This window comes from Halomonas sp. RT37 (assembly GCF_040070525.1).
Taxonomy (GTDB): Bacteria; Pseudomonadota; Gammaproteobacteria; order Pseudomonadales; family Halomonadaceae; genus Halomonas; species Halomonas litopenaei.
The window spans coordinates 2,780,318-2,797,140 of the sequence record NZ_CP098827.1 but is presented as its reverse complement, the minus strand read 5'-3'; the positions used below and the strand labels follow the sequence as shown (position 1 = coordinate 2,797,140).

The following is a 16,823-nucleotide window of genomic DNA, read 5'->3' as shown; positions in this document are numbered from 1 at the left end:
TGGAGACGGATATGCTGGACCCGACGCAGGACGAATGGAACCTCGAGACCCTGGCCATCCGGGCGGGGCACGATCGCACCCAGGAGCAGGAACACTCCGAGCCGATCTTTCCGACCTCGAGCTTTGTCTACGGCAGCGCAGCCGAAGCGGCGCGCAAGTTTTCCGGTGATGAGCCGGGCAACGTCTACTCGCGCTTCACCAACCCCACGGTACGTACCTTCGAACGTCGCCTGGCGGCGATGGAAGGGGGTGAGCGCTGTGTGGCCACCAGTTCCGGCATGGCCGCCATCCTGTCCACCGCGCTGGCACTGCTTCAGGCTGGTGACGAGATCGTCGCCTCGCGCTCGTTGTTCGGCTCCACCGTCAGCCTGTTCGACAAGTATCTCGGCAAGTTCGGTATCACCACACGCTATGTGGAGCTTTCCGATCTGGACGCCTGGGAAGCGGCGATGACCCCGGCGACTCGGCTGCTGTTCGCCGAGACGCCTTCCAACCCGCTGTCCGAGGTCGTCGATATCGAAGCGTTGGCCGAACTGGCCCATCGCCACGATGCCTTGCTCGCCATCGACAACTGCTTCTTGACGCCGGCGCTGCAGCGGCCGCTGTCACTGGGCGCCGATCTGGTGATCCATTCGGCCACCAAGTACCTGGATGGCCAGGGGCGCGCCATCGGCGGGGCCGTGGTCGGGCGTGACAAGGAGCTCGAGGAAGTCTTCGGAGTGGTGCGGACCTGCGGCCCATGCCTCAGTCCCTTCAATGCCTGGATCTTCACCAAGGGACTGGAGACGCTGAACCTGCGGATGAAGGCTCACGCCGCCTCGGCGCTGGAACTGGCGCGCTGGCTTGACGCTCACCCGGCGGTAGAGAAGGTTCACTATAGCGGACTCGAGAGTCATCCCCAGCACCAGGTGGCGAGCCGCCAGCAGCAGGGCTTCGGCGCCGTGGTCGGGGTCGAGGTCAAGGGCGGGCGCGAGCAGGCCTGGTCAGTGGTCGATGCCACCCGCATGCTGTCGATCACCGGCAACCTGGGGGATGCCAAGACCACCATTACCCACCCGGCGACCACTACCCACGGGCGTCTGTCGGACGAACAGAAGGCAACCGCCGGCATTTCCGAGAATCTGCTGCGCATCGCTGTGGGGCTCGAGAATCTCGACGACATCAAGGCTGACCTGGCCAGGGGGCTCGACGCCCTGGTCTAGAGGTTCGCCCGAGGCTGCCATGCTGGAGCCTCCCAATAGTGATGTGTTGAAGCGCTGCTTTGCCACGACCGCCGCACGAGTCCGCTCGTCGGCGGTCGTTGCGTTACGGGGGAAGGGCAGCAGCCAGGCACGCCATATCGCGGTTTTATCGTATCTATCGTTCGAAATTTTTCCACGGTTTGCCGTCTAAAGATGCGTTAAGCTCGATTTCATCGATTAATCAAAGGACGTTGGCATGTGGCGAAATTCACGCCAGGGGTGGGGCCTGTTCGCCATCCTGCTGCACTGGACAAGTGCGCTGGCGATTCTCGGTCTGTTCGCCCTGGGCTGGTGGATGACCGGTCTCGACTACTACAGCAACTGGTACAACCTGGCACCCTGGTGGCATCGTGGCGTCGGCATGTTACTGCTGTTCGTGGTGGCTGGCCGCATTCTCTGGCGGCTGGTGCAGCCATCCCCCGAGGCCCACGGTTCAGCGCTTGAGCGTCGCGGAGCGGCGCTCGGTCATCTGGCGCTCTATCTGCTGATGACCACGGTGCTGATCAGCGGGTATCTCATCTCCACCGCCGACGGCAAGGGCATCGCCGTGCTCGACCTGTTTACCGTGCCCGCGCTGATCAGTGACCTGCCGGAGCAGGCCTCCCGCGCCGGCGTGGTGCACTGGTACAGTGCGCTGGCGCTGATCATCCTGTCGGCGGGCCACGCCCTGGCGGCATTCAAGCATCACTACCTGGACCGTCAGGACACCCTGGTTCGCATGGTCGACCCGCGCCTGGCGCGTCGGGCCAAGCCTGACAAGACCACCGGGGAGCAGGCCTGAAGACGCCAACGTGACCTTGCGACCGCCGGCAAGTGTTGTCCGGACGTCAAGAATCGACCGCCCCGGGGCCGATACATGACCCAAGGTCGGTATAGAGAAAGAGTGCTGACGCAATTACCGCGTAACCATCAAGGAGAGTAACATGTTCAAGAAGACCGCCATCGCCGCCCTGACCGCCGCTTCGCTGCTGCCGCTGGCCCAGGCCCAGGCCGCCGACTACGCCATCGATTCTGAAGGCCAGCACGCCTTTATCCAGTTCAAGATCAGCCACCTCGGCTATTCCTATATTCTGGGTAGCTTCGAGTCCTTCGACGGTACCTTCAGCTACGATCCGGAAAACGTCGAGGCGGCGTCCGCCGAGGTTGAGGTCGATGTCACCAGTCTGAACACCAACCACGCCGAGCGCGACAAGCACATCCTGAGCGGTGACTTCCTCGACGCCGGTGAGTACCCGACCGCCACCTTTACCTCCACCGGCTTTGAATCTACCGGCGATGGTGAAGGTGTGCTGAGCGGTGACCTGACCCTGCACGGTGTGACCAACAGCATCGAGATGCCGGTGACCCTGCTGGGCGAGGGTGACGACCCCTGGGGCGGCTATCGCGCAGGCTTCGAAGGTTCCACCGAGCTGGCGCTGTCCGACTACGACATCGACATGAGCAAGTTCCCCGAGCCGATGCACAACCTTGAGCTCTACGTGACCTTCGAAGGCATTCGTCAGTAACACGCCTTGTTCAACATGACGAAAGCCCCGGGACAGGTGCCCGGGGCTTTTGCCGTTGAAGGAGGCTGAGCGAGGGTTCGTTATGGCTTACCATAAGCGGCCTATCTACCATCCGGAGACACCGTGCACCTAAGTTCCGACTCTACCTCCCTGGGGCGCACCCTGTGGCAAAAGACCTGGCCGATGGCGATCGGAGTGTTGTCGCTGCTCGGCTTTCAGCTGGTCGACTCTGCCTTCGTCGCGCGCCTGGGCACCGCTCCCCTGGCGGCCCAGTCCTACACCTTTCCGCTGTCGTTTCTGATCATCGGCGTACAGGTGGGCATGGGGATCGCCATTGCCGCCTTGATTTCCCGGGCGCTGGGCGGAGGCGAAGACGACCGCGCCCGGCGTCTGGGCAGTCTGTCGCTGATGATGGGGACAGTCGCCATCGGCCTGCTGGCGCTGGTGTTATGGGCCCTGCAGAGTCCCATCTTCGGGGCCCTTGGGGCCGACGCTCACGCGCGGGAGCTGATTCGCGCCTACTGGGCACCCCAGCTGGTCGCCGCCTGGCTAGGGGCGGTGGTGTACTTCGGCTACAGCCTGTTTCGTGCCCACGGCAACACCAGCTTTCCCGGCAGCATGATGGTGCTGACCAGCCTGGTAAACCTGTGTCTCGATCCGATTCTGATATTTGGTATCGGCAACTGGGACGGGCTGGGCCTGCCCGGGGCCGCCTGGGCCACGGTGATCGCCTTTGGCAGTGGCCTTGCCTTGCTCGGCTGGCAGTTGAAGGGACGCCACTGGCTCGCGTTCGAAGGCCTCCGGGAGGAATGGCGGCTATCGGGGCGCTCCTTTGCCGGGGTCGCCTGTCCCGCCATGGTCAGCCAATTGATGCCGCCGCTGGCGGCGATGCTGGCGATTTCCACCGTGTCACGCCTGGGCGAATCCGCCGTGGCGGCCTGGGGACTTGCCAGCCGTCTGGAGACGGTGTCGCTGATGGTGGTGCTGGCGCTGACCATGTCGCTGCCACCCTGGCTCGGGCGCTGCTACGGCGCCGGCGACTGGGCCCAGGTGCACCGCCTGATGCGCCTTGCCCTCAAGGTGGTGGTGGTGTGGCAGTTGATGCTGGGTGTGTCGCTGGCGCTGGCTTCGCCCTGGGTCGCCCGTGCCCTGGCCGGCACGCCGGAGGTCAGCGAATCGCTGATGGTGCTGATGCGCTTCATGTTGCCGAGCTATGCCGCACTCGGGGTGTGCATGCTGGTGGTGTCGGCCGGCAATGCCCTCGGCTGGCCGATGCGCGCCATGCTGCTGTCTGCCGCGCGGTTGTTCGTGTTCTACCTGCCGTGCCTGTGGCTCGGTGTAACGCTGATGGGAGGTGTTACCGGCCTTGGGCTTGGAGCGGGGGTAGGCAACCTGCTGGCGGGGCTTGGCGCCTACCTGTTGCTGCGGCGGACCCTGTCGCGTCCGAAGCGTAGCGGCAAGGGTGAAATCCAGGGTGGTTGAATCAACTGTTATGAGGCAATTGTAAGAAAGTAAAACCTGCTGTAGGTGATAACTTCGATATCACCGTTCGGAAAAGGTGGGTAAAAAAGAATAAAACACTTCGGGCTCGACCCTATACTCCTCTCATTGCAGGCCGTGGCCATTGGCCACGGCCTATCTCATGCACAACGCCCGGGATCGGGACGGGCCATCGACAACGAGAACAGAGGAGTGGCGACATGAAGGTACTGGTACTGGGAGCGGGTGTCGTAGGGGTTACCACCGCCTATTATCTGGCCCGTCAGGGACACGAGGTAAAGGTGGTCGATCGTCAGCCCTCCGTGGCGATGGAGACCAGCTACGGCAACGCCGGCCAGGTATCCTTCGGCTTCTCTTCCCCCTGGGCCGCTCCGGGCATTCCCCAGAAGGCGGTCAAGTGGATGTTCCAGGAGCATGCGCCGCTCAAGATCCAGCCCAAGATGGACTCGAACATGGGTCGCTTCATGATGCAGATGCTCAGCAACTGCAATCCCGACAGCTACGCCCTCAACAAGGAGCGCATGGTCCGCGTCGCTGAGCACAGCCGCGCCTGCATCAATGCGCTGCGTGACGAGACCGGGCTGCGCTACGAAGATCGCCAGCGTGGCCTGCTGCAGCTGTTCCGTACCGACAAGCAGGTCGAAGCGGTGGGCAAGGACATGAAGGTCCTCGAGCAGTGCGGCGTGCGTCATGAACTGCTGGACGCCAGCCGCATCGCCCAGGTGGAGCCGGCGCTTGCCCGTGTGCCCGGCAAGTTTGTCGGTGGCCTGCATCTGCCCGACGATCAGACCGGTGACTGCCACCTGTTCACCAATCGCCTGGCCGACTACTGCCGCGAGAAGCTCGGTGTCGAGTTCATGTTCAACACCACCATCGAGCGGCTGACGCGGGTCTCCGGCAAGGTAGAGGCGGTGCACACCAGCGCCGGCACCCTGACCGCCGACGCCTACGTGATGGCGCTGGGCAGCTACTCGCCGTTCCTCGCCCGTGACCTGGACATCCGCCTGCCGATCTACCCGGTCAAGGGCTACAGCCTGACCCTGCCGGTGGTCGATGACGGCGGCGCGCCCCAGTCCACCGTCATGGACGAAACCTTCAAGGTGGCGATTTCGCGCTTCGACGACCGAATCCGTGTCGGCGGCACTGCGGAGCTGGCATCCTACGACCTCAGCCTGGCCGAGAAGCGTCGTGCCACCATTTCCATGGTTGTGCGTGATGTGTTCCCGGAAGGCGGCGATCTGGCCAAGGCTGAATTCTGGACCGGCCTGCGCCCGATGACCCCGGACTCCACACCGATCATCGGCGCCACCAAGTACGACAACCTGTGGCTCAATACCGGCCACGGCACCCTGGGCTGGACCATGAGCTGTGGCAGTGCTCAGCTGCTGTCCGACCTGATCGACGGTCGCACGCCCGCCATCAACCCCGATGGTCTGGCCGTGTCCCGCTACGCCGCCTGAAGTCTGAGGCTGTAGAGGGAAGACAAGGCTCAACGTCAAGGCACAGCGCCAAGACACAGCCGCTACCGATAGATAGCCAGGGCAGGGGGATGCAGTAGCACCGCCTCCCGCGCAGCCACCAAACGACACCCCGACGGGCCTTGCCCGCCGGGGTGTCGTTGTTTGTGGCGACGATGTGCAAGGTGGGCTTGCGAACCTCACCCCTGCGTGAACAGCCAAGAGGTGTCGACCGATGTCTCGGCAAAGCTCGAATCTGCAGGTTCGCCGGTATAAGCTGAAAGGCAACAACTAAACTTAGCCACAATGGCAGACGATCCAGGTTGATCAGGGCGTCGAAGCCAGGACGCCTTATTCAAGTCTGGTGGGGTAGTGCTGATTTCATAGAAGGAAGTGGCAACAATCGTCATGGAAGGGGCGTGTCTGTGTGACATTCTCCCGCGGTAGCCTGCCTGAAGGGTAATCGGCAACCGGAGTATCCACGCCGGGCCTGTGTCGATGCTATAGCAGATCCAATGGGCTGGATGTGCCAGCAAACCGTTTGCCGATGACGTGGGTATAGATCTGCGTAGTTCGGACATCGGTGTGGCCCAGCAATTCCTGCACCGTACGAATGTCCTGACCTGCCTCAAGCAGGTGGGTAGCAAACGAATGGCGGAAGGTATGACAGCCGACCCGCTTGTCCACGATACCTGCTTGTTTCACCACCACCTTCAGCGCCTTGCGAGGGACCGAGTCGTGCAGGTGATGCCGACACAGAACTCCCGAAACAGGATGGGCACATAGGCCAGTTGAAGGAAACACGAACATCCAGGCCGGTTGGCGGTAGGCACCTGGGTATTTCTTATCCAGCGCAAAGGGCAGCGAAGGGCCTACCCCACGTGCGACATCCTCGCGTTGAAGGGACAAGGCAGTATCCATCTGCCGAGTCAGTTCAGACATCAGGGTTGTACTCAGCAATGTCTTGCGATCCTTGCCTCCCTTGCCGCTGACGATGGTCAAGGCCCTTGTATCGAAATCGATGTCTTTGACACGAAGCCGAAGACATTCCGCGATACGTAGCCCACTGCCATAAAGTAAAGAGAAGATCAGCCAGTTTCGTCCCGACATGCACGACAGGATTGCCGCGACCTCGGCACGCGTCAGTACGGTGGGAAGCCTACGATGTTGGCGAGCATGCTTGAAGTCGAGCGGTCCCAACTCGACACCAAGAAACTTGTGGTACAGAAAGGCGAGAGCATTCAACGCAATCTTTTGCGTATTGACCGAGACACCGTTGTCGTTGGCGAGCGATGTCAGGAAGACGCGCACCTCGGGTGCACCCATCTCAGCAGGATGTCGGCGTTGATGAAACAAGATGAATCGCTTGATCCAGTGCAGGTAGGTTTTTTCTGTTCGAATACTGTAGCCACGCAAGCGTAGATCTCGGCGGATGGACTCCAGGAACGGGCTCTTGCTCATGTGCAACCTCCAAAATACGGTAACTATACATTCATACAGTATATCGAGAAGCGTCCAGCTGACGCGCCTGGAAAGCAACAGAAGAACGCATGTTTTCTCCGCACAAATTCTAGAAAAAAGGCAGAACATCAGAGAGATGTGAGCAGAGTCCGGTGGAATGTCGCGCACACTTTCGCAGGAATTCGAGCATGCGCGTGTTGGCGACTAAGGGCGAAGAAGGCATAGGATGAATTTCTTGGTAGTATCAAGAAGATGTGAAGCACCTTGTGCAGATCCGCGCGGCGTCAATTTAAGCACGCATACGATTAAAAATGTTAATGGGATATCTATGTTCGGAACATTTGATGATCTGAAGGCTAAAGTCGATGAGTATTATTCGTGCTACCGACATCCGGATATGAGCGATTTCAGTTCCGGTCCTCTTTACGACCTATTTCCAGAGCGAGAGGGAGGTGCATTGAAGGCGCAGTATTGTTGGAATGACACTTGGCCAAGTAATGGTAAAGCTGGAATCTATGCGTTTCTTGATGATGATGGTCGCGTTGTATATATAGGAAAATCTTCAATGAAGAGTTCCGTGAGCGCTCGGTTGAATTCGTATTGCCAGTACGGCAAAGATAAAAAGTGTAAATTGAAACACGACAAATGGAAAGTACAGCCACGGTACGTATGGATTGTTGGTGTCCCCAATGAAACATCATTTGAGGCAGCCGCTCTTGAAGAGTTCCTGATTCGAGAGATTTTAACCTCGGACAATGTGAATGGTATTTCAGCGTCCCATTAACAAATCGCGAAAGGCGGACGGCTTTCAGCCGCCTCTTCGCTCAGCGTTAGGCATAAATACACCTATGCGCAATATTCCGACAATACTTAAATCCACTCAGCCGCTGCTGTATGAAACGGGATTTGATGAATGGCCCTATGCGTATGCCGGTTCATGCTTCCCTGTGCGCTGGGAAGGCAGCCTGTATATTGTTTCAGCATACCATTGTTACGAAAATCACCAGGTTGCTCCAGAAAATACGCTTTACTCAGTTCCTTCCGATTCGAGAAGCTTTTTTGGGTTCTGTAAAACGTTGCGAGGAAAGGTGCGGGGCGCAAACGATCAAAAGCATTATGACCAAATCGCACTAGAAGTATCTTGTGAAGTTCACGATGAAACCGCTCTAGGTTCTGTTAATGCTCTTGATCTGAGCATACCCAAGAATTCAATTTCGCTTTCCGATTCTTCCCTCGGCGATGTTTGGTTAAGGGGCTTCGTGTTCGACAATCCTGCTCATGAGGTTTGCTACGAAAATAGCAAGATTCGGCAGCAGGCTTACATCACCAACGGAATCGTTTCTTCAAGGAAAAGTACTTTCGATCATTGCCACATGGTGAAAGTAAAAACGCCTGTTCCTGAAGGCTTTTCACCGCGGGGTATGAGTGGGAGTGCGGTTTACGGGGTGGATCGAGATGGAAACATTCGATTCGGTGGTACCGTGATCGAGTTCAACGAATACACAAATGAATACATGGTTATAGATGCAGCCGTTCTGTCTGGGGTGCTTGGCGATGAAAATGCCTAACAAAGCCATTAAATTCGCTCCCTGCGGTCGCCGGACGCTCGTTCCTCGCGCCGTTTATGGCGGGCGTTAGCCGTCAAGGAGATTGCAGTGCCAAAACTAGAACCCAATTTGATTCTCGGGCGTTGTCCGCACTGTTCCGTCGCGAATCCGAATCTGCGCGTACAACAGCACTTTGAAACAACGAATCATGCCGGAGGAAACAAGAGAGCCTGGTTTCTTTATGTGTGCGGAAGGTGCGGAGGAGTCGTATCCGCATCGGCATCGAGCCCAAATCAAGAGGTCCTTGAAATGTATCCAGGGTCTCGTTCAATAGACGAGGCACTACCTGATCGCCCGAAAGCTTATCTTCAACAAGCTATTGAAAGTTTGCATGCACCTGCGGGAGCAGTGATGCTCGCCGCTAGTGCAGTGGATGCCATGCTAAAAGCCAAAGGGCTCCTGGACGGCTCACTTTATAAACGTATAGAAAAAGCCGCCGAGGATCATTTAATCACCCCAGACATGGCACGTTGGGCGCACGAAGTTCGGCTAGACGCGAATGATCAACGGCATGCAGATCATACGGCGGACTTACCAAGTGAAGAGGATGCCGCGCGGGTAATTGATTTCGCTTCTGCGCTAGGAGAATTGCTGTTCGTTTTGCCACAGAGAGTGCAACGAGGGATCGAGCGTGCCACATGACGGCTAACAAATCGCTGCAGGCGACGTTTGACCCGCCACCTACTTTTGCTTCCGCAAAAGCAGGCGTCGCCTCAAACGCGCCTGAGCTCAGGCGTTAGGTGACAAGAAGGCAACAGAGTATGAGATGTTGTAAAAAAGAGCTATCTAGTCCAGATGTTGTTGATGGAAAGGCTTATTTTGTTTTCCCTGAATGCGGTAATGTTCGTGAAATTGAAAATTATCGTGTTTGTTCAGCCGAAGAGGCTCTTAGTTATTTCGAAAAAAAGTACGGATTTTTAATACCTAAAGAATACGTAAATTTACTAAAATTAGAAGAAGCTAAAATAGTTAAACTGCCGCCTTGTAATAACGAAGCCCTGAAGTGCTATTTGGGTGAAGGGTTCTATGAAGTTGGTACTTTTCCAAATCTTGATCCAAATGCCGAGAATTCCATATTTAGCTCTATGAGTTCTGGTAGGGAATGGGGACTTCCAAAACCATATGTGCCGCTTGAAGGTGATGGCCATACTTGGTTAGCTCTAGACTACAGCGATTCCCTAACTGATCCGAAAGTTATTGCCACAGAGACAGATGATGGTAATAGCCTCGTGGTAGCAAATACTTTTAATGAGTTTGTATCAAGCCTCCTCCAATATGAAGAGGTATATGATTTAGAAGGTAATATAATCTACAGTGATTAAATCACCTAACAAGTCAAATCACGCGGACGTGGCAAAGCTGTCATTTTTTGTGCAAAAAAACGCACAAAAGCCGCCATCTACACCACGCCTGTGTTTGAGGCGTTCGACGGACACGGGTGAGACGTTCCAAAGGGCCATAGACGACGATAGCAGGGCAGTGCATGAAAGCTTGGGTGTATCGTGAATACGGCGGGCCAGAGGTGGTCCACCTTGAGGAGGTCCCGACGCCGGTGCCGAAGGATGACGAGATGGTCATCAAGGTGCTCGCGACGACAGTCACGGTTGCCGATTGGCGCGCGCGTACGCTCGAGATGCCTAAGGGGTTTGGGGCGATCGGCCGGCTCATTTTCGGCCTACGCCGTCCGAGGAAAGCCATCTTGGGCGGTGAGTTCTCGGGCGTAGTGGCTCAAGTTGGCCGCTCGGTCACGCGATTCCGCGTGGACGACGCGGTGTTCGGGGCGAACGGCTGGCGGATGGGTTGCCACGCGCAGTTCGTTGTCTTCGGGGAGAACGAGCACCTCGCGCGGAAGCCGCAATATCTGTCGTTCGAGGAGGCCGCAGCACTCTCGTTCGGCGGCGCGACGGCGCTCCACTTCCTCGGCAAAGCCTCAGTTCAGCCAGGTGAGCGAGTCCTGGTCATTGGAGCTTCGGGTAGCGTGGGCACCGCGACCATCCAGCTCGCGAAGCATCTTGGCGCACACGTCACGGGCGTCACCAGCGGAGCGAACGCCGAGATTGTCCGGGCAATGGGCGCTGACGGGGTGATTGACTACAAACGCGAGGACCCATTGCAAATCACGGATGGGTACGATGTCATCGTCGACACTGTTGGGGATACCCCCATGTCCCGGTGCAGGCACGCGCTGCGGCGTGGCGGCCGGCTGCTCGCGGTCGCCGGTTCGCTCTCCACGATTGTTGGAGCCCCTATCGTCACCGCGCTCGGGACCAAGAAGCTGATCGCTGGCGTCGCGCCTGAGTCGCGTATGGTCGCGGAGCGGCTCGCCCAACTCGCAACAGAAGCCGTTCTCCGCCCTTTCATCGACGAGCGTTATGATTTCTCCCAGATGCGCGAGGCGCACGCACGCGTAGCATCTCGCCGCAAGCGAGGAAATGTTGTAGTACTCGTCCCTTAAGTGTCAGGTCCCGGATGATTGATCACGCACTTGGTGAATAGTTCAGGACGCCGGTTCTGCCAGTCTTTCATCGCAGGAATGGGGGCCTGGTACCACCCGTCGTGTCACTGCTTGTGACACCTATCCAGTGATTTCACCACTTGGGCTTTCGATGATGGCGCTGCAGTGTGGCGTCATCTTGCCTACGCTGGATAGGTATCGACGTCGGCGAAAGGCATGTGGCTCGCGACGTGCGTTGCGTGTCGCGATAGCACGGGGTTGGTGCCGACAGGTATCGATTTGTTGCGCTGGTGGCGGATAAAGCACCAGACCATCGGAGCCTGGCGATCAAAAGAAGCGGTACACCAGAGTGCGCACTTTCGGTGCACTCAGGCTCGAAGAGGTGGCGTATGACCAGGCAGACGGGGGTTCAGGGGCTATGTCTCTCGATTTGGCTGCTCGCTGGTTCGTCGGTGGCCCTGGGCGCCGGCTTGCCATCGGGGGAGGGCAGGGAGGCTGTCGAAGTGCAGTGCTCGGCGTGCCATCCGGTCAGTCGCATCAGCCAGAGCCTTGGCTACAGCCGTGAGGGGTGGCTCGAGTTGATGGGCACCATGGTGGATCTCTCGAGTGATCCTGCCCGCCGCGGGGCTATCGCCGACTATCTGGCGGAGCATTTTCCTCCCAATGAGCGACGGGCACCGACGTTGCTTGAGGGAGATACCGATATCAGCTTCCACGAATGGGTAGTGCCGACGCTCGGGCAACGCTCGCGGGATCCGGCCGAGGCGCCAGATGGCGGGATCTGGTGGGCGGGCCAATGGGGAAATCTGGTGGGGCGCATTGATCCCATGTCCGGTGAGATGCGCGAATACCCACTGCCGCCTGGCAGCATGCCTCACTCGGTAACGCTAGATCGTGACGGCGGCGTGTGGTTTACCGGTAACAAGAACGGGACGCTGGGGCGTCTCGACCCGGCCAGTGGGGATATCGAGGTGGTCGACATGCCTGACCCCTCGGTGCGTGATCCCCACACGGCCGTGTTCGATGATGACGGCCTTCTCTGGTTTACGGCGCAGCACGCCAATCGCGTCGGACGCCTCGATCCACAAACCGGTGAGGTCGAACTCGTTGCCATGCCCACTACTGGGGCGCGGCCCTACGGCATCAAGATCGATGCAGAGGGCACACCCTGGGTGGCCTGCAATGGCAGCAACTGCCTGGTACGGGTCGATCCCGACACCATGGCGCTTACCGAAATCGAACTTCCCCACCAGGCAACCACTGTGCGCAGGCTCGATATCGCCGATGACGGCATGATCTGGTACGTCAATTCGGGAAGGGGCCGGCTTGGGCGCTATGACCCCCACAGCGGTGAGGTGCAGGAGTGGCCATCGCCAAGCGGCGAGAAGTCTCATCCCTACGCGATCGCGGTACTTGATGGCGTGGTCTGGTACAACGAATCCGGGATGCGCCCCGATGCCCTGGTGCGCTTTGATTCCGTCACCGAGACCTTCCAGAGCTGGGCGATCCCGTCTGGCGGTATTTACGCCGGTATCGTGCGGCATATGCGACCGACCCGGAATGGCGAGCTGCTGATTCATCAGAGCGCCACCAATCGCATCATTCGTGTCGAGATCAATCGCTAGGGACCACCGGTTGTTCCGGTACCCGTTACGCCGCCCCCTTCAGGCACCCCGTCGAGAAAGCCTCTCGGCGGGGTGCCTTCGTTTGTTGACCTGGTGGTTGATTGAACATCGTCACATTGACGAAGACAGTCTATGCTTCAAAGGCCAAGTTTACTTAGGGAGAGTGTTCTACGGGGGTAGTCATTCTGATTGAATCCATCAGGAATACTTGGTAAGTACTTGATAAATTTGCCGAGATGTTTGGTGTCCTGCGGTCGCGGCCTTGGTGCCTTTTTAAGCACATTTTATTCAGGGCTGCGCCGCCAGAAGCGCTTTCCTTTCCGTGTCAGATGAAAGAGGTCAGCGCGGGGACGCTGTCGGGGCGCCTTGCCCGTTATCCAAAGCTCCGGTGTCCGAGCATGTTTCCCTCCTTCCTCGCATAGCACCAGATTCCGGTCGCCTGCCTCCTGTTTCGGTGGGCTGACGTCCCGGAAGTCGACTACCCCCGCTCGGTCATCGTTTCGATGACCCGGGTAGCGTTATTTCTCGCCGAGCTTCTTGTTGACGACCTGTACTGCGCTGCCCTGCGAAGTTGCAAACGTCATTCAACGTCAAGGAGCCAACACATGAACACGTCAAAAGACCCCGATCCCTGCCCATGCCGCTCTCAGGTGGGGCTGGGCAAGGATCGGGCGGAAGAGCTCGTGGTGGCCAAGGTGCCCCAGGGCTTTGAGGCCAACATCAATGTGCGCCTCGTGCCTGGAGGAGACTTCGCGCTCCCCAAGCGTCCTCTGCGCTGCCGTCCTCGCAAGGGAGCGCCCCGTCGGGATGCCGAGCCTCTTGCGTTACCAGAGGAGGTGATGAAGAAACTCCAGGAGGCCGACAAGTTGATGATGGAGTGGTTGGCCAAGGACGAGGCGAACGCGAGCCTATACATGGCGCATCCTGTCGAGGCCTTGCTCAAGGCCGGTGTCAAATTGTCAAGGCAGGAGCTGAAGGCCGTCGAGCGGGCCCACGGGGAGGTCGAACAGACAGCAGTGGTAGGTCCCGGAGTGAAGGTGGCGGGTTTCAAGGCTGCGGCCTTCCCGCGTGGTCGTATCGGCGAGATCAAGCCGGGTGCGAAGCCGCAGGACGATGATGGCTTTGCCGTTCACAAGGAGGGCTAGTCATGGCACTTGATCGAACTGCCGGTTTTGACATGCTCGTTCAGATTTCCGAGAACGAACTCAACAATCAACTTGCCACGGCCTTCCTCGCCGGAGGGATCTTTCCACCCAGTATCAGCGTGCCGGTCAATGCAGGCGGTGTCAGCGGGAGCGCCGATCTGAATTTCGATACCCCCGTCGCCGACCTGGACCGCCCTCGGCCGAGAATGGGGCTGACCGTTCCCTTTTCCAATTCTCAGCTCCAGATCACCGCGCCCCTGGCGTTGACGGTCGCCCCGATCGGTGGCGCCATCACGGTGGTGGACAGCATCGCCATGGTGACCGAGGGCAGCAATCAGTTCGCCACCATCGACTTCAATGCCGGTGCGCCCACGGTCAATGTGGCGTTCGATCCTGCGTCGGTGTCACTGCTTGAGCCGCTTCTGGATGTTGCGGGGCTGAGCCTCACGCAGGCGCAGAACATGATGGCGGGAGTCGTGCTCGACCAGCTTCAGTCCAGCATTGGTCGAATCGATCTGACGCCAGCGATCCCGGTCGTCGACGATACGGATGCGACAACCGTCTTCGACATCGACGTCACCACCGTGAACGATACCACGGCGCTGGATCGTGATTGCCTTGCGTTCGGTGTGCGCATGTCCAGCGACGGCGGGGGTAATATCAATAACGTCACCTCCAGCTTGATCCCTGCCGGGAGCCAGTCGCTGGTGACGATGAGCAACTTCTGGTTGCTGGCCAGGGTAATGCGCCCACGCATCGCAAGCTCCATGGGCAGACCTGTCACCGATTTCGACACCCCCTTGAGGCTAAACCGCAGTATCCCCGCACCGGGCGGTCAGGGGACGCTTCGCAGTCTCGAGGCTCGCGTTGTCGGTAATCGTATATCCGTCACGGGACGTGCCACCGACTCGGGTAGTGGTTGGTCGGCGGAGTCGAATTTCTCGTTCTTCATCGATATCGGTCTGGATGCTGGGGCGATCACGGTGACTGCCACCACGCCGGTGGTGGATACCGATGTGGACCTGGCCTGGTGGGTGTGGCTTGCCTCACTCGGTCTGGGAGGTCTGTTCGGCGGTATCGTCGGGGTGATCATTGCCGCCGTGGTGCTGGCGATTGTCGAGGCGGTGGCAGAAGGCATCGCCGATGGTCTGATTTCGGATGGAATCAGCGGGGCCATTGGTGGCCTGCCGGCGATCCCGCTCGGGCCCATCGGTGGTGGTCTGACGCTGTCCAGTATCGTCCTCGATGATCTGGAATTGCGCTCGAGCATCGTGCGGTCGGTCTCGGTGCCGGTAAAACACCAGGGCGGAAACATCGGTCTCGGAGGGTTCTCGGTGGATCTGGACAGTGGCGCCCTCAGTGCGGGGGTGCTGCCCGGAACCGATCTCGCCTGGAATCCCGCAAGCGGCTTGAATGCCGTCGGTGGCAGTGGGCTGACGGTCACGGGGACCTCCTTCGGCGCGCTGACACCGGTGCAGATATCGCGCCTGCCGCTGGCAACAAGCCAGATGTCTCTGGGCCTGATACCCCTCACGTGGCCACGATGGTTCCTGTTCATGCCTCACCATGAGGTGGTCTTCGGGATGCGCACGTCCGAAGGGCGCCTGGCCAAGTTACGTGCCTGGCGCCAGATCGATCAGCAGGGTGCACTGCATCTGGACTGGATCACCTTCGACACCCCGACGCCATCGCTGGATATTGCGGCACGATGGAGCGTGACAGAGCGCGGAGAGGTGACGCACTACGTTGCGAAGGACTGTTCTCGTTGTCGTTCCAGCCCGGTGCGATGGTCCGGTGTATTTGAAGCCTGGCCCAGGCTTACCGCCTTCCCGGTGGACTACGAGTGGTGCCTGTGTGGGCAGACCCTGGAACAGGGCGATGGCAAGGTGAAGAGCGCGGCAGGCATCATTACCTATCGACTGGAGGGACGACGCCTCAAGATCGCGACCGAAATGGGCCAGTCGTTCAAGTGCGAGCTGTGTGTCAGCGCCATCGATGCCCGTGGCCTGGAGCTGTACACCTGTATCCAGCTCAATCAGCCCGGTATCGAGCGACGCTGCCGTCCGTGCAAACCGACTCGCAAGGATGTGTCGGTCAATCTGTTGCCGGTGGCCGCTGAGCTTGCCTACTGGCGACCCTTGCTGCCGCGGGAGCCGCTGGTCGAGGTAGATCCCATCGGCTAGGCTCGAGTCCACAAGAAACGCAAGAAAGTAGAAGGAAAAGAGATGGCAGGAGGGGCCGGTACCCGAGCAGGGTTCCGGCCCTTTTTTTATGGACGCGGGTCAGCATGGCAGCGAATGGGGTCTTGTATCCTGATATTTTGCGGACATGGGGTATGTCATGAGGTATGGCGTCTGTGGTCTTTTCCTGATGCTAGCGCTGTTGCCGGGAGGCGCCGTGGCCCATGATGATCCCTGGACCAGGGACATCAACGAAGCGGCGGTGGGTTCCGGCTTTGATGATCCTTTTTCGCAAGGCATCAACGAAGCGGCGGTAGGAACCGGTTTCGATGATGCGTTCACGGAAGATGTCAATGAAGGCGTGATCGGCTCGGGCATCGATGATCCGTTCACCGACGATATCAACGAGGGCGCAGTCGGATCAGGGCGCGACGATCCTTTTACCCCGGGTATCAATGAAGGCGCGGTAGGCTCGGGGTTCGATGATCCGTTTACTGAACAGATCAATGAGGGGGCGATTGGCTCGGGTAGCGGTGGTTTCTGATCCGCTCTTGTCAGTGCGGGTCTCTGGCGCAGGTCTCTGGCGTCAGCGCAGGTCTTTGGTGTCAGCCTGGCATATGCACCGGGAAGGCCGTTGACGTCGTCTC

The 16,823-nt window shown here is 58.9% G+C and carries 15 protein-coding genes; 14 read left to right on the top strand and 1 reads right to left on the bottom strand.

Annotated features, from left to right (window positions below; translation table 11 throughout):
- Positions 1–11 precede the first annotated feature (11 nt).
- The 5 genes from NFG58_RS12005 (at position 12) to NFG58_RS11985 (ending at position 5,706) form a co-directional block, all read left to right on the top strand.
- Positions 12–1,202, top strand: coding sequence for an O-succinylhomoserine sulfhydrylase (locus tag NFG58_RS12005; RefSeq protein ID WP_239452535.1), 1,191 nt, complete (start codon positions 12–14; stop codon positions 1,200–1,202).
- A gap of 235 nt (positions 1,203–1,437) precedes the next feature.
- The gene (locus tag NFG58_RS12000; RefSeq protein ID WP_045992461.1) at positions 1,438–2,022 is read left to right on the top strand and encodes a cytochrome b; all 585 of its coding nucleotides are present in this window, start codon (positions 1,438–1,440) and stop codon (positions 2,020–2,022) included.
- A 142-nt stretch (positions 2,023–2,164) separates the two neighbouring features.
- Positions 2,165–2,746, top strand: coding sequence for a YceI family protein (locus NFG58_RS11995; protein ID WP_108448841.1), 582 nt, complete (start codon positions 2,165–2,167; stop codon positions 2,744–2,746).
- A gap of 183 nt (positions 2,747–2,929) precedes the next feature.
- The gene (locus tag NFG58_RS11990; protein ID WP_348828131.1) at positions 2,930–4,228 is read left to right on the top strand and encodes an MATE family efflux transporter; all 1,299 of its coding nucleotides are present in this window, start codon (positions 2,930–2,932) and stop codon (positions 4,226–4,228) included.
- 218 nt (positions 4,229–4,446) lie between these two features.
- Positions 4,447–5,706: a D-amino acid dehydrogenase gene (locus NFG58_RS11985; RefSeq protein ID WP_253028817.1), complete on the top strand. Its 1,260-nt coding sequence runs from the start codon at positions 4,447–4,449 to the stop codon at positions 5,704–5,706.
- A 498-nt stretch (positions 5,707–6,204) separates the two neighbouring features.
- On the opposite strand, the gene NFG58_RS11980 is transcribed toward NFG58_RS11985, so the two are convergent.
- Complete coding sequence (locus NFG58_RS11980; RefSeq protein ID WP_348826575.1) at positions 6,205–7,164, bottom strand: integron integrase; 960 nt, start codon at positions 7,162–7,164, stop codon at positions 6,205–6,207.
- Between the two features lie 226 nt (positions 7,165–7,390).
- Here NFG58_RS11980 and NFG58_RS11975 point away from each other — a divergent pair, with 226 nt between their 5' ends.
- The 9 genes from NFG58_RS11975 to NFG58_RS11935 all read left to right on the top strand — a co-directional run bounded on the left by NFG58_RS11975 (position 7,391) and on the right by NFG58_RS11935 (position 16,720).
- Positions 7,391–7,948 (top strand): GIY-YIG nuclease family protein, encoded by a 558-nt coding sequence (locus NFG58_RS11975; RefSeq protein ID WP_348826574.1) that lies wholly within the window; start codon positions 7,391–7,393, stop codon positions 7,946–7,948.
- The gene (locus NFG58_RS11970; RefSeq protein ID WP_348826573.1) at positions 7,926–8,732 is read left to right on the top strand and encodes a hypothetical protein; all 807 of its coding nucleotides are present in this window, start codon (positions 7,926–7,928) and stop codon (positions 8,730–8,732) included. The genes NFG58_RS11975 and NFG58_RS11970 overlap by 23 nt, the downstream gene beginning before the upstream one ends.
- Before the next feature lie 87 nt (positions 8,733–8,819).
- Positions 8,820–9,413, top strand: coding sequence for a DUF4145 domain-containing protein (locus NFG58_RS11965; RefSeq protein ID WP_348826572.1), 594 nt, complete (start codon positions 8,820–8,822; stop codon positions 9,411–9,413).
- Positions 9,414–9,511: 98 nt separating this feature from the next.
- Positions 9,512–10,093: an SMI1/KNR4 family protein gene (locus NFG58_RS11960; protein WP_348826571.1), complete on the top strand. Its 582-nt coding sequence runs from the start codon at positions 9,512–9,514 to the stop codon at positions 10,091–10,093.
- A gap of 161 nt (positions 10,094–10,254) precedes the next feature.
- Positions 10,255–11,226 carry an NAD(P)-dependent alcohol dehydrogenase gene (locus NFG58_RS11955; protein ID WP_124804887.1) on the top strand — a complete coding sequence of 324 codons (972 nt, stop codon included), beginning with the start codon at positions 10,255–10,257 and terminating at the stop codon, positions 11,224–11,226.
- 389 nt (positions 11,227–11,615) lie between these two features.
- A complete protein-coding gene (locus NFG58_RS11950; RefSeq protein WP_348826570.1) occupies positions 11,616–12,851 on the top strand; it encodes a hypothetical protein in 1,236 nt (411 codons plus the stop codon).
- A 605-nt stretch (positions 12,852–13,456) separates the two neighbouring features.
- Entirely contained in the window at positions 13,457–13,996 is a 540-nt protein-coding gene (locus NFG58_RS11945) for a hypothetical protein (protein WP_045994426.1), read from the top strand.
- A gap of 2 nt (positions 13,997–13,998) precedes the next feature.
- Complete coding sequence (locus tag NFG58_RS11940) at positions 13,999–16,179, top strand: hypothetical protein (protein ID WP_348826569.1); 2,181 nt, start codon at positions 13,999–14,001, stop codon at positions 16,177–16,179.
- A 214-nt stretch (positions 16,180–16,393) separates the two neighbouring features.
- Positions 16,394–16,720: a hypothetical protein gene (locus NFG58_RS11935; protein WP_348826568.1), complete on the top strand. Its 327-nt coding sequence runs from the start codon at positions 16,394–16,396 to the stop codon at positions 16,718–16,720.
- Positions 16,721–16,823: the final 103 nt, after the last annotated feature.

What these genes read in the sequence shown, in the direction of transcription:
- NFG58_RS12005 (WP_239452535.1), top strand. Translation starts at nt 12, where the DNA reads ATGCTGGACCCGACGCAGGACGAATGGAACCTCGAGACCCTGGCCATC.
- NFG58_RS12000 (WP_045992461.1), top strand. Translation starts at nt 1,438, where the DNA reads ATGTGGCGAAATTCACGCCAGGGGTGGGGCCTGTTCGCCATCCTGCTG.
- NFG58_RS11995 (WP_108448841.1), top strand. Translation starts at nt 2,165, where the DNA reads ATGTTCAAGAAGACCGCCATCGCCGCCCTGACCGCCGCTTCGCTGCTG.
- NFG58_RS11990 (WP_348828131.1), top strand. Translation starts at nt 2,930, where the DNA reads ATGGCGATCGGAGTGTTGTCGCTGCTCGGCTTTCAGCTGGTCGACTCT.
- NFG58_RS11985 (WP_253028817.1), top strand. Translation starts at nt 4,447, where the DNA reads ATGAAGGTACTGGTACTGGGAGCGGGTGTCGTAGGGGTTACCACCGCC.
- NFG58_RS11980 (WP_348826575.1), bottom strand. Translation starts at nt 7,164, where the DNA reads ATGAGCAAGAGCCCGTTCCTGGAGTCCATCCGCCGAGATCTACGCTTG.
- NFG58_RS11975 (WP_348826574.1), top strand. Translation starts at nt 7,391, where the DNA reads ATGAATTTCTTGGTAGTATCAAGAAGATGTGAAGCACCTTGTGCAGAT.
- NFG58_RS11970 (WP_348826573.1), top strand. Translation starts at nt 7,926, where the DNA reads ATGGTATTTCAGCGTCCCATTAACAAATCGCGAAAGGCGGACGGCTTT.
- NFG58_RS11955 (WP_124804887.1), top strand. Translation starts at nt 10,255, where the DNA reads ATGAAAGCTTGGGTGTATCGTGAATACGGCGGGCCAGAGGTGGTCCAC.
- NFG58_RS11950 (WP_348826570.1), top strand. Translation starts at nt 11,616, where the DNA reads ATGACCAGGCAGACGGGGGTTCAGGGGCTATGTCTCTCGATTTGGCTG.
- NFG58_RS11945 (WP_045994426.1), top strand. Translation starts at nt 13,457, where the DNA reads ATGAACACGTCAAAAGACCCCGATCCCTGCCCATGCCGCTCTCAGGTG.
- NFG58_RS11940 (WP_348826569.1), top strand. Translation starts at nt 13,999, where the DNA reads ATGGCACTTGATCGAACTGCCGGTTTTGACATGCTCGTTCAGATTTCC.